Origin of the sequence: Bradyrhizobium sp. BR 10289, assembly GCF_019455385.1 — a bacterium.
Taxonomy (GTDB): Bacteria; Pseudomonadota; Alphaproteobacteria; order Rhizobiales; family Xanthobacteraceae; genus Bradyrhizobium.
This window is the reverse complement of the sequence record NZ_JACOFR010000019.1, coordinates 1-12,201: the sequence shown is the minus strand read 5'-3', so window position 1 is coordinate 12,201 and position 12,201 is coordinate 1. Positions and strand designations below refer to the sequence as shown.

Below are 12,201 nucleotides of genomic sequence, written 5' to 3'. Positions count from 1 at the left end.
GAAACGGCGCCTTGCGTCCAAAAACAAAGAGCCGCATCGCTGCGGCTCGGACTCTATTCGTCGCGGTAGACCTTCTCGCGTTTCTCGTGGCGCTCCTGCGCTTCCACCGAGAGCGTCGCGATGGGCCGGGCTTCGAGCCGCTTCAGGGAGATCGGCTCGCCGGTGTCCTCGCAATACCCGTAGGTGTTGTCCTCGATGCGCTGGAGCGCGGCGTCGATCTTGGCGATCAACTTGCGCTGGCGGTCGCGGGCGCGGAGTTCGATGGCGCGGTCGGTTTCGGACGATGCCCGATCGGCGAGATCGGGGTGGTTCACGTTCTCCTCCTGCAGGGCCTGCAGGGTGAGCTTGGACTCTTTGAGGATCTCATCCTTCCAGGCGAGGAGCTTCAAGCGGAAGTACTCCTTCTGCCGGTCGTTCATGAAAGGCTCTTTTTCGGTCGGTCGGTAGTTTTTCAACTTTTCCAAGGGCGGCCTATCTGTCTAAGCAACGACTCGCAACGGAAACGAGGTCCGTTGAGCCGGGCCTTATATAGTGGCCTCCTGTGACAGACAATATTTCCTTAATCCCTCGGGTACCGCCCCCAAGCCCTTGCACAGGAAGGTTTATCCTGGAGGGCGTGGGGGCGGCCGAAGTCTAGTAGCCGACCGTGAAACGCTGCTTCAGATGGGCCGGCCGCTCGATCTCGTCGGCCAGTGCAATGGCGTAGTCGGCGAAGCTGATCCAGCTCTTGCCGTTCGCATCTGCGAGAAGCTGATCGGTCCCGAGCCGGAACTTGCCGGTCCGCTCACCCTCGATGAACAGGGCCGACGGCGAGATGAAGGTCCAGTTGAGGTCCTTTTCCTGGCGCAACAGGTCGAGGAAGGCCGAGCCCGCCTCGGCTTCGGCCTTGTATTCGGCCGGAAAACCGGGGGTTGTGACCAGTTTCACGCCGGGAGCGACTTCGAGGCTGCCGGCACCGCCGACGACCAGATAGCGCCCGACCTTGGAGTCCTTCGCAGCGCCGATCAGCTTGTGCGGGTCGCTGGCCAGGAAATGCACGGAACTGATGGCGACGTCGTGCCCGGCCCACAGTTTCGCAAGGCCGGCCTGGTCGAGCACGTCGCCCTTGGTGGGCGTGACGTTCGGCAAGGTGGCGATCTTCTCGGGGTTCCGGGCGATGGCGGTCACGCTGTGGCCCCGGCGGGACAGTTCCTTGGTGATCTCCGATCCGGCCCGGCCCGAGGCGCCGGCGACTGCGATTTTCATGGAAGGCTTCCTTTGCTTCTGTGGTAACTAGAATAAACTAGATATCGAAAAGAATGCTGGTGTTAAGAGAGCACTTTGTGCTTACCTGATTACGCAGGGGTAACCGGATCGCAAGGGAACGTGCAATGAAGCCAGACGTCTATGCAGCGAACTGCCCGACGCGCCAGATCCTCGATCGGGTCGGCGACAAATGGGCGGTGCTGATCCTGTTGCTGCTGCGCGACGAGCCGATGCGCTTCAATCAGTTGCGCCGCACGATCGAAGGCATTTCGCAGAAGATGCTGAGTCAGGTTCTCAAGTCGCTTGAGCGCGACGGATTGATCAGGCGCCGCGCCATCGCGACCGTGCCTGTGACGGTCGAGTATTCGATCACCCAGCTCGGCGTGACGCTCGCCGGCGCCGTCGATCCGTTGCGCGAATGGGCCGAGCAAAACCTGAAAGACGTCCTCGCCGCCCAGCGTCGCTACGATGCGCAGCGGGAAGAGGAAGCGGCGTAAGGCAAGCCTGCGCGGCAGCCTAGCAGGAGATCCGTCATCCTGAGGTGCGAGTGGCGCGATGCAAAGCATCGCGCCGGGAGCCTCGAAGGATGCACGGCCGAAATGTTGCGCCGAATGCTGATGTCTTCGCAGAAGCAGCCGGGCCGTCGCCCTTCGAGGCCTCCGCTTCGCTCCGGCGCCTCAGGGTGACGGATAACCTGACTACCCCTGCCCGGCCTTCGCCAGCTCGACCTCGACGCGCAACTCGATCTCCGAGAGCACGGAATCAAGACCCGCATCACCCGAGGACGATTTCAGATTCGCCGCCGCATCGCGCAGCCGCATCACGGTCGACGCGTCGAGATTGCCCGACAGCAGCCCCATCTTGAGATCGTCGAGCACGTCGAGTGCAGTCCTGCCGCGGGCGACCGAGCGCTTGCGGCGCTCGACCGGATCCTCTTCGATGCCTTGCAGCGCGAGCAGCCCGTCGAGGCTGGCCGCGGCCTTCGGCGCGGCAGCGCTCCGCGTCTCCTGCGCCGACGAGGTGTCCGGCAGCACGAAGGTGCCGGAGCTGGTCCGCCTGGCCTGGCTGGCCGGCGTTCCAAGCGTGGTGCCATTCGGTCCGTAGATGCGCATCGGAAAGAATCCGGGTGATCGATGCGCCACATTCGCCGTTTTATGGTTAACGACGCGTAAACAGCCCGGCAAAATCTGCCGAGAGGCGGCAGTTTCGCTCCTCACGGACAACGTCTGCTGACATCGGTCGAGACAGATTTATTCAACCTATTCAACCGCCTAGCTCCACTGCTCCGGGTTGGCACAGCGCTCGCAAGGAAAGCGTCGGACCAGCTCGACATGGGAGTGTCGGGGTTGATCCGAGATTTTTGGGGGCCTCGGGGAGCAGAGGATGCCAGGCGTTCGTTGGGTAAGGATTCTTGCAGTGGCCTGCGCCGCGCTGTCAGCGCTGGCGCTCCCGGTCGCGTCTGCAAACGCGACCTCGCGTATCAAGGATCTCGCCAACATTGAAGGCGTGCGGCAGAACCAGCTGATCGGCTACGGCCTCGTCGTGGGCCTCAACGGCACCGGCGACACGCTCAACAACATCCCCTTCACCAAGCAGTCGCTGCAAGCGATGCTCGAGCGCATGGGCGTCAACATCCGCGGCGCCACCATCCGCACCGGCAACGTCGCGGCCGTGATGGTGACCGGCAACCTGCCGGCCTTCGCGACGCAGGGCACGCGCATGGACGTCACCGTGTCCGCGCTCGGCGATGCCAAAAACCTCCAGGGCGGCACCCTGCTCGTCACCCCTCTCCTTGGCGCCGACGGCAACGTCTACGCGGTGGCGCAGGGCTCGCTCGCGATCTCCGGCTTCCAGGCCGAGGGCGAGGCCGCCAAGATCGTGCGCGGCGTGCCGACCGTCGGCCGCATCGCCAACGGTGCCATCATCGAGCGCGAGATCGAGTTCGCGCTCAATCGCCTGCCGAACGTCCGCCTCGCCCTGCGCAACGCCGACTTCACCACCGCCAAGCGGATCGCGGCGGCCGTCAACGACTATCTCGGCGTCAAGACCGCCGAGCCGATCGATCCCTCGACCGTGCAGCTGTCGGTCCCGCCGGAGTTCAAGGGCAACGTCGTCGCCTTTCTCACCGAGATCGAGCAGCTCCAGGTCGATCCCGATCTGGCCGCCAAGATCATCATCGACGAACGCAGCGGCATCATCGTGATGGGCCGCGACGTGCGCGTCGCGACTGTCGCCGTCGCGCAAGGCAACCTCACCGTCACCATCTCCGAGAGCCCGCAGGTGAGCCAGCCGAACCCGCTGTCGCGCGGCCGCACCGTGACCGCGCCGCGCAGCAGCGTCACCGTCACCGAGGACGGCAAGAAGCTGGCGCTCGTCAAGGACGGCGTCTCGCTCCAGCAGCTCGTCGACGGCCTCAACGGCCTCGGCATCGGTCCGCGCGACATGATCAGCATCCTCCAGGCGATCAAGGCCGCCGGTGCGATCGAAGCCGATATCGAGGTGATGTGATGCAGACCAGCACCATCAGCACCGCGCGCGCCGCCCTCGCCGCCTCGTCGAACCCGGCCTTCTCCGTGGAAAGCCGCAACGGCCGCCCCGACTTCGAGCTCGCCGCCGCGCTGCAGAAGGTCTCGCCGCAACAACAGTCCAAGGCGCAGAAGACCGCCACCGATTTCGAGGCGATGTTCCTCAACAGCATGTTCGCGCAGATGACATCCGGCCTCAAGGGCGAGGGCCCGTTCGGCGACACGCCTGGCACCGGCGTGTGGCGCTCGATGCTGACCGAGCAATATTCCAAGAATTTCGCAAATGCGGGCGGCGTGGGTGTCGCCCGCGACGTCTATCGCACGCTGATCATCCAGCAGGCGAAAACCACTCTTCGTACGGCATAAGGTCCAACGAGATGAACCATTTCAACGCCTCACGCCAGCCGGTGCAAGCGCAGCGTCCGAACAGTGCGCCCGGCAGCGCGGAGGCGCGCAAGGTCGCCGAGCAGCTGATGGACGCGATGAACGCCCTGCTCGCTTTGATCGAGCGCGAGACCGAGCTGGTCCGCGCCGGCAAGGTCCGCGAGGCGATGACACTCGAGAGCAAGAAGCAGGAACTGTCGAAGAACTATGTGGTCGCCGTCAGCGAATTGAAGGCCAACCAGCCCCAGCTCGCGAAATCCGCGCCCGAGCTGCTCTCGACGCTGCACCGGCACCACGATGCGTTCCGAGCGATGCTTCAGGTCAATCTCACCGTGCTCGCGACCGCACACGCGGTGTCCGAGAGCGTGGTGCGCGGCGTCAACGCCGAGATCCAGAAGCGCAACGTGCCGAACACCTACACCGCTGCAGGCCGCCGCGCGACTCCCGGTCCACGCCACATCACCCCGCTCGCGGTCAGCCGCTCGCTCTGAGCGAACGCGAAAACAACCGACAATTTTACGAAAAACCGCGCGGCGATGTCGCCCTGCGGTTAGCCACGTTTCGTTACCGGGTCTTCAAACCTGGTGTTCCATGGTTGCGCATTGAGAGGGGTTGGGATTTGACTCAATTGAGGCAACCAGGAGGCTGCCATGAGTACAGATTTCAGCATCAGGCCGGTGGGGATACCGGCCCCCGCGCAGATCGTAACGACGTCGAATTCGGCGGCGAACGAGGCGGTGCAGACTGATTTGCCGGTGAGCCAGACGGTCGCCGCAAGCGACATCAGCGCGCCCGTGCGCAATGATCTGCCGAGCAACGAGAATATTTCGCGACAAGTCGTGTTCGACCAGGCGGCGGCGTCCTTCGTCTTCCAGGTCGTCAACGAGAAGACCGACGCGGTGGTCAACCAGTTCCCCGACGAAGCCATGCTGCGCCGGCGGGCCTATTTCCATGCCGAGGATCTGAAGTCGCAGCCCTCGCGTCCGCTGAGCACGGACCTCAGCGCCTGACCATCAGGCGTCGCGCGGCAGCAGCAATGTCGAGACAGGTCAACCGGTCGCAAGCCCGGTCCTGATGTTTTTGACCTGGGCTTTTTGACTCTCGCCTCGCCGATATCGACCCGCGCCCACTTCGCATGCGATCGGCAGATGCGCAGGCAGTCCGCTTGTTACGGACGGCCGGACAGACCGGCGGCAATGTTCCGGTTGATCTCGATCAGCGGACGGAAGTGATCGAACTGCGGGCTCATCTGCAGCGCGGCGGTCTGGCTCAGCACGAACACGCTGATGTTCGCGATCTTCTGGCGGACGTCGAGCGGCTGCGGATTGGTGTCGCGCATGGCTTCGCTCAGGAAGATCGTCCAGAGCTTACGGTTGAACATCAGCGCATGCATCGTCTGCTCGCTGAGCGGATCGGCATTGTTGACCGCGTCCTGGAGCTTGTTGGCCGCCTTGAGCAGGGTCTGCGCTTCGATGTCGCGAGGAGAGGCAGTCGTCGTTGCAACGCGCGCGTAGGCCGAGGCAGCAGAATTCGACATCAATCACACCTTGGAGGTTACCTAGCCCGTTGAACGCGCTTAAGGATTTCTTTCCCAACCCTAGGCAGCACCGCTTAAGATTTGCTTACGTGCCTGCTTGGAAGCACTCCGGATTATTACGGGTCACGGAGTCCTTCGCCACGAAAGTTAGATGCGCACATGGATGCTGTAAACACGCCTCGCACGATGCGCATCAATCTCGGCTAATCCTGCCTTAGCGATCTCCATAAAAACGGCGGAGCATCAGCCCCGCCGTGTTGTCTCGATCAGTTATCTTGCGCCGCGAGATTAGCGGAGTAGCTGCAACACGCTCTGCTGCGACTGGTTGGCCAGCGACAGTGCCGAGACCGCGATCGACTGACGGGTCGACAGCGCCTGGCTGTTGGCCGCTTCCTCGTTGGTGTCGGCGAGCGTCAGGTTGGACGAGCCGGTCTGCAGCACGTTGATCAGGTTCTTGGAGAAGTCCTGGCGCACCTGCACGATCGAGAGGTTCGAGCCGAGCGCTGAGCCTTCCGAGCGCAGCGTGCTCGAGGCCGCATTCAGGCTGGTCAGCACCTTGTTGGTGGCGCCGTTGTCGATGAAGTCGACGCCGTTGACGAGATTGGAGAGGCCGAGACCGGCCGCGTTGAAGACCACGCCGTTGATGCTCAGCGTCGAGCTGCCGGTCTCGTTGAAGACGAGCTTCAGCGTGTCGCCGTTGAGCAGGTTGACGCCGTTGAAGGAGGAGTCCTGCGAGGTCGTGTCGATCTGCGCCAGGATGTTGTTGAACTGGTTGACGAGGTTCGAGCGCGCGGTCTGCGCGACGGGATCCTGGACCGGCGGCTGGGCGGTCGAGAAGGTCAGCGCGCTGGTGATGGTGCCGCCGATCGCGCCGCCTGCAGCCGCCGAACCGAGCGTCGAGGAGGCGTATTCGTTGACGGTGGTGATCGTGAGCAGGCCGTTGGCGTCGATCGTCGCCGTCAGGTGGTTCGCCTGAAGCTGGTTGTTGAGCTGGTCGAGCGTCTTGACCGTGCCGTTGGTGCCGTCGCCGAAGGTGACGTTGACCGGCGTGCCGCCGTTGAAGGCGGTGAAGGTCAGGGTCTTGCCGTTGATGCCGCCGACGCCGGAGGTGCGCGCCGCAGTGAACGCCGAAGCGGTACCGGTGTTGCCGGCAAGGCCGAGCGCGGACAGCGCGTTGCCGGTGCTGGTGATGGCGAGGTCGGCATTGATGCCGGTCGAGATCTTGAGCGCGCCGCTGGCCGCGATGGTGGAGTTGACCTGGCCGGTCGCGGTGGCGAGCGTAGCGGTGCCGTTGACCTGGTTGATCGTCGCCGTCTGCACGCCGGTCGCAAGATCGATCGCGTTCAACAGGTCGGCGGTCGTGGCGGTCTGGAGATAGACGGTCGAGTTGCCGTTGCCGTCGGTGACGATATTGCCGGTCACGCCCGATCCGGTCGCCGCGGCCGTGGGCTTCGGTCCGTCCTTGAAGGTGATGACGTGCCCGTCGATGTTCAGCGTCGAGCCAGTCTGGAGCAGACCCGACAGGGTGCCTGCGCCTGCGGTGCGGGCTGCCGTCAGCGTCGTGTTGCCGCCGCCCGTCGCGCTGGTCAGGCCGAGCGCATGCAGCAGGTCGGCCGTTCCGGTGACGTTGAGATCGCCGCCGGTCGAGCTCTCGAGCGAGATCGCACCGCCGGTGATGCTGGACGGCGTCTGGCCGGTGTTATTGGCGTTAAGCGTGGCGACGCCGCCGCTGATCGTCGCACTGCGCGTGGCGCTGGCGAGGTCGATGGCCTTGATCACGTCGCCGACGGTCGCGGCCGAGTTGGTGGCGCTGGAGCCGAGATAGATGACGGAGTTGCCGTTGCCGTCCGTCGCGACGCTTTGCGTGCCGGAGCTGTCGAGGCCATAGCCGGAGGGCAAAGTGTTGGGCGAGCCCACGACGTTGGGGGCAGCGCCGGCCTTGAAGGTGATGGTGTGGCCGTTCACGGTGAAGCTCGCACCGTCGACGAACTGGGTGGTGGCCGCGGTGCTGAGACCGCCATTGGGGGCCGACAGACCGTCGCCATAAAGCTTGGTGGTCGCGGTGATGTTGACGCCGGTGGCCTGGTTGTCCTGGACCGGAACCCCCGTCAGGACGCCGGCAACGCCGCCGAGCTTGGTGCCGGACGTCGCGGCCGTGGTGCCGCCGGGTGCGCCGGTATAGAGCACGTTGCTGCTGGCAACCGCGCTGGCATAGCTGGTGGTGCCGCGCAGATCGGCGGGCGTCGCGCCCGGAATCGTGGTCGAGACGTTCGACTTGGTCGAGTAACCGACCGTGGTCTGGAGCGCCTGGTTGGCGATCGACTTGGCGCTGTCGATCAGCTTCTGCAGCGAGGTGATGCCGGTGTTGGCGGCCTGGAGCACCTGCACACCGTTGTTGATGCCGTCGAGCAGGTTGCTGATGTCGCTGGCCCGGTTGTCGAGCCCCTGCGCGGTGAAGAAGTTGGTGGGATTGTCCAGCGCAGTGTTGACCTTCTTGCCGGTCGCAAGGCGCTGCTGCGTGGTGGCCAGCAGGTCGGCCGTCGACTGCAGCGACAACAGGTTCTGGCGAACGGACGCCGAGAGAACGATGTTGGACATTGGCGAGACTTCCTCTTGAACCGGATACGAATCGGCCGCGCGGTCTGGAAAGCGGGCTTTTGTCCAGTCTTAGGGGGTGTCCTTTAAAGTATGGTTAACGGCGGTTTAAGAGACAGGGTTAATGCGGGGTTAGCGGGTACTCCCCCGGTATCGCACGGGGTTCCGCGCCAATAAAAAAGCGGCGGAGCCGAAGCCCCGCCGCCGTAATTTTTCCAGTAATTTCAGTCGCTTATTAGCGGAGCAGCTGGAGCACGCTCTGCTGCGAAGTGTTGGCCAGCGACAGCGCGGAGACCGCGATCGACTGGCGGGTCGACAGCGCTTGGCTGTTGGCGGCTTCGACGTTGGTGTCGGCCAGGGTCAGGTTGGACGAGCCGGTCTGCAGCACGTTGATCAGGTTCTTGTTGAAGTCCTGACGGATCTGCACGACCGAGAGGTTCGAACCGAGCGCCGAGGCCTCGGAACGCAGCGTGCTGGACGCCGAGTTCAGATTGGTCAGCACCCTGTTGGTGGCGGCGTTGTCGATGAAGTCGACGCCGACGACCAGCGAGGCGAGGCCCAGGCCGCGGGAGTTGTAGGTCACCCCCGTGATGTTCAGGCTCGACTTGCCGGTCTCGTCGAACACCAGCTTGAGCTGGTCGCCGTTGAGCAGGTTGACACCGTTGAACGAGGAGTCGACCGAGGTGGTGTCGATCTGGTTCAGGATGTTGTTGTACTGCGAGACCAGGTTGGCGCGGGTTGACTGCGCCACCACGTCCTGCACCGGCGTCGAAGCGGTGGTGAAGGTCAGCGACGAGGTCAGCGTGCCGCCGATCGCACCGCCGGCCGTGGCCGAACCGAGCGTCGAGGACGCGTAGTCGTTCGAGGCGGAGATCGTCAGCAGGCCGTTGGCATCGATCGTCGCGGACAGGTTGTTGGCCTGGAGCTGCGAGTTGAGCTGATCCAGCGTCTTGACCGTGCCGTTGGTGCCGTCGCCGAAGGTGACGTTGACCGCGGTGCCGCCGTTGAAGGAGGTGAAGGTCAAGGTCTTGCCGTTGATGCCGCCGGTGCCGGAGCTGCGCGCCGCGGTGAAGGCCGAGGCCGTACCGGTGTTGCCGCCGAGGCCGAACACGGACAGCGCATTGCCGGTGCCGGTGATCGCGAGGTCGGCATTGACGCCGCTCGAGATCTTCAGCTGGCCGGAGCTGTTGATCGAAGATGCGGTCAGGCCAGCGGCCGTCGTCACCGTCGCGGTGCCGCTGGCGTTGGTCGCGGTCTGCACGCCGGTGGCAAGGTCGATCGCCTTCAACAGGTCAGCCGTGGTGGCGCCCCCGAGATAGATCGTCGAGTTGCCGTTGCCGTCGGTGACAAGGTTGCCGCTGACGCCCGAGCCGGTCGGAACGTTCGCCGCAGCAGGCGCAACACCATCCTTGAAGGTGATGACATGGCCGTCGACGTTCAGCGACGAGTTGGTCTGAAGGATGGTGGAGAGCGTGTTGGTACCGGCAGTGCGGGTTGCCGTCGCGGTCGCGTCGGCGCCACCGGTTGCCGCCGTCAGGCCGAGCGCGTGCAGCAGGTCGGCCGCACCAGTGACATCGAGATCGGCACCCGTCGTGGACTGCACGAGCAGCGAACCGCCGACGCTGACCGACGACGGCGTCTGACCGGCGGTGGTCGTCACCGTCGCGACACCGCCCGAGTTGGCTGCGGTCTTCACGCCGCTGGCGAGGTCGATTGCCTTCAGCACGTCGCCAACCGTGGCTGCCGAGTTGGCACCGGCCGCACCGAGATAGATGGTCGAGTTGCCGCTGCCATCGGTGAGCACGTTGCCGCTGACACCGGAACCGCTCGGAACAGTGGCAGCACCAATCGCACCCGCCTTGAAGGTGATGGTGTGGCCGGCGACCGTGAAGCTCGCGCCGTCGACGAATTGCGTGGTGGTGTTATCGCTCAGACCGGCGGTGCCAGCCGCCAGACCGTCACCATACAGCTTGGTGGTCGCGGAGATAGCAGCCGGAGTGGCTTGGTTGTCGTTCAGCGCGGTGCCCGTCAGCACGCCCGAGACGCCACCAAGCTTGGTGGAGGACGAGGCGGGAGTCGTGCCGCCGGCAGCGCCGGTGTACAGCACGTTGCTGAATGCCGAAGCGCTCGAATAGCTCGTGGTGCCGCGCAGATCCGAAGCAGTCGCGCCTGCGATCGTGGTCGATACGCTCGACTTCGAGGAATAGCCGACCGTGGTCTGCAGCGCCTGGTTGGCGATCGACTTCGCGCTGTCGATCAGCTTCTGCAGCGAGGTCAGGCCGGTGTTGGCAGCCTGCAGCACCTGCACGCCGTTGGCGATGCTGTCGAGCAGGTTGTTGATGTCGCTGGCGCGGTTGTCGAGCGACTGGGCCGTAAAATAGTTGGTGGGATTGTCCAGAGCCGAATTGACGCTCTTGCCGGTCGACAGACGGTTCTGTGTGGTGGCGAGAAGATCGGCGGTGGACTGGAGAGACAGCAGGTTCTGGCGAACCGACGCAGAGAGAACGATACCGGACATAACTCTTACCCTTCTGGTTTACGCGTCTTCGTTCGATCGCTTCTGGATCGAGTGACGGGGACAGCCTGCCCCGACATGGCTAACAAAGGGTGAAACGAGCCTTGCCCATATAAGCGCCGGTTCACCATAACCGGCGCGAGAGGCTCGAACGCGTCGGCGATCGAACTGAAATCATTGGCATTTCGGCGCGCTTACGCACCATTAACCATAACCGGCGGTTACTTTCTCGAGCTTCCCGGTGGCCCCTCGCGATCGCATGGGCCAAAAAGAAAGCGGCGGAGCCGAAGCCCCGCCGCCCTACTCTGCTTGCGATGTCGTCCGCGATTAGCGGAGCAGCTGGAGCACGCTCTGCTGCGACTGGTTGGCCAGCGACAGCGCGGAGACTGCGATCGACTGGCGGGTCGACAGGGCCTGGCTGTTGGCGGCTTCGACGTTGGTGTCGGCCAGGGTCAGGTTGGACGAACCGGTCTGCAGCACGTTGATCAGGTTCTTGTTGAAGTCCTGACGCACCTGCACGACCGAGAGGTTCGAGCCGAGAGTCGACGCTTCCGAGCGCAGCGTGCTCGAGGCATCATTCAGCTTGGACAGCACCTTGTTGGTCGCAGCGTTGTCGATGAAGTCGACGCCGCTGGTCAGCGAGGCCAGGCCCAGACCCTTGGAGTTGTACGTCACACCCGTGATGTTCAGGTTCGACTTGCCGGTCTCGTCGAACACCAGCTTGAGCTGGTCGCCGTTGAGCAGGTTCACGCCGTTGAAGGACGCGTCCAGGGCCGTCGTGTCGATCTGGTTCAGGATGTTGTTGTACTGGCTGACGAGGTTCGCACGGCTGGTCTGAGCGACCGAATCCTGGACCGGCGCGGAGGCCGTCGAGAAGTTGATCGCGGAGGTCAGCGTGCCGCCGATCGCGCCGCCGGCCGTGGCCGAACCGAGCGTCGAAGAGGCGTAGTCGTTGGTCGAGGAGATCGTCAGCAGGCCGTTGGCGTCGATCGTCGCCGTCAGGTTGTTGGCCTGCAGCTTGGTGTTGAGCTGATCGAGCGTCTTGACCGTGCCGTTGGTGCCGTCGCCGAGGGTGACGTCGACCGCGGTGCCGCCGTTGAAGGAGGTGAAGGTCAAGGTCTTGCCGTTGATGCCGCCGGTGCCCGAGCTGCGCGCCGCGGTGAAGGCCGAAGCGGTGCCGGTGTTGCCGGCGAGGCCGAACACGGACAACGCGTTGCCGGTGCCGGTGATCGCGAGATCGGCGTTGACGCCGGTCGAGATCTTGAGCTGGCCGGAGGCGTTGATCGACGAAGCGGTCTGGCCGGTCGCGGTCGTCACCGTCGCGGTGCCGCTCGCGTTGGTCGCCGTCTGCACGCCGGTGGCAAGGTCGATCGCCTTCAACAGGTCAGCCGTGGTGGCCG

General features: G+C 64.3%; 12 protein-coding genes. 5 read left to right on the top strand and 7 right to left on the bottom strand.

Features of this window, described 5'->3' with window-relative positions; all coding sequences use genetic code 11:
* Window positions 1–53: 53 nt before the first annotated feature.
* Window positions 54–419, bottom strand: coding sequence for an RNA polymerase-binding protein DksA (dksA, locus tag HYH08_RS26325; protein ID WP_008554760.1), 366 nt, complete (start codon window positions 417–419; stop codon window positions 54–56).
* Between the two features lie 214 nt (window positions 420–633).
* Entirely contained in the window at window positions 634–1,245 is a 612-nt protein-coding gene (locus HYH08_RS26320) for an NAD(P)-dependent oxidoreductase (protein ID WP_220012744.1), read from the bottom strand.
* Between the two features lie 125 nt (window positions 1,246–1,370).
* On the opposite strand from HYH08_RS26320, the gene HYH08_RS26315 reads away from it, so the two are divergent.
* Window positions 1,371–1,742 (top strand): winged helix-turn-helix transcriptional regulator, encoded by a 372-nt coding sequence (locus tag HYH08_RS26315; protein WP_220012743.1) that lies wholly within the window; start codon window positions 1,371–1,373, stop codon window positions 1,740–1,742.
* Between the two features lie 201 nt (window positions 1,743–1,943).
* Here HYH08_RS26315 and HYH08_RS26310 read toward each other — a convergent pair whose 3' ends face one another.
* Complete coding sequence (locus HYH08_RS26310; RefSeq protein ID WP_220012742.1) at window positions 1,944–2,357, bottom strand: flagellar assembly protein FliX; 414 nt, start codon at window positions 2,355–2,357, stop codon at window positions 1,944–1,946.
* 271 nt (window positions 2,358–2,628) lie between these two features.
* Here HYH08_RS26310 and HYH08_RS26305 point away from each other — a divergent pair, with 271 nt between their 5' ends.
* From HYH08_RS26305 to HYH08_RS26290, 4 genes are all read left to right on the top strand, one after another.
* Entirely contained in the window at window positions 2,629–3,753 is a 1,125-nt protein-coding gene (locus tag HYH08_RS26305; RefSeq protein WP_220012741.1) for a flagellar basal body P-ring protein FlgI, read from the top strand.
* Window positions 3,753–4,136, top strand: coding sequence for a flagellar assembly peptidoglycan hydrolase FlgJ (gene flgJ, locus HYH08_RS26300; RefSeq protein WP_220012740.1), 384 nt, complete (start codon window positions 3,753–3,755; stop codon window positions 4,134–4,136). The genes HYH08_RS26305 and flgJ overlap by 1 nt, the downstream gene beginning before the upstream one ends.
* 11 nt (window positions 4,137–4,147) lie before the next feature.
* The gene (locus HYH08_RS26295) at window positions 4,148–4,645 is read left to right on the top strand and encodes a hypothetical protein (protein WP_220012739.1); all 498 of its coding nucleotides are present in this window, start codon (window positions 4,148–4,150) and stop codon (window positions 4,643–4,645) included.
* Window positions 4,646–4,804: 159 nt separating this feature from the next.
* The gene (locus tag HYH08_RS26290; RefSeq protein ID WP_220012738.1) at window positions 4,805–5,164 is read left to right on the top strand and encodes a hypothetical protein; all 360 of its coding nucleotides are present in this window, start codon (window positions 4,805–4,807) and stop codon (window positions 5,162–5,164) included.
* A 158-nt stretch (window positions 5,165–5,322) separates the two neighbouring features.
* Here the strand turns inward: HYH08_RS26290 and flaF are convergent, their stop codons facing one another.
* The 4 genes from flaF to HYH08_RS26270 all read right to left on the bottom strand — a co-directional run.
* Window positions 5,323–5,691 carry a flagellar biosynthesis regulator FlaF gene (gene flaF, locus HYH08_RS26285; RefSeq protein WP_220012737.1) on the bottom strand — a complete coding sequence of 123 codons (369 nt, stop codon included), beginning with the start codon at window positions 5,689–5,691 and terminating at the stop codon, window positions 5,323–5,325.
* Window positions 5,692–5,979: 288 nt separating this feature from the next.
* Window positions 5,980–8,289 (bottom strand): DUF1522 domain-containing protein, encoded by a 2,310-nt coding sequence (locus tag HYH08_RS26280; RefSeq protein ID WP_220012736.1) that lies wholly within the window; start codon window positions 8,287–8,289, stop codon window positions 5,980–5,982.
* A 232-nt stretch (window positions 8,290–8,521) separates the two neighbouring features.
* Complete coding sequence (locus tag HYH08_RS26275; RefSeq protein ID WP_220012735.1) at window positions 8,522–10,804, bottom strand: DUF1522 domain-containing protein; 2,283 nt, start codon at window positions 10,802–10,804, stop codon at window positions 8,522–8,524.
* Window positions 10,805–11,128: 324 nt separating this feature from the next.
* Window positions 11,129–12,201 (bottom strand): DUF1522 domain-containing protein (locus tag HYH08_RS26270; RefSeq protein ID WP_220012734.1); only part of this gene is annotated, 1,073 nt, incomplete at its 5' end.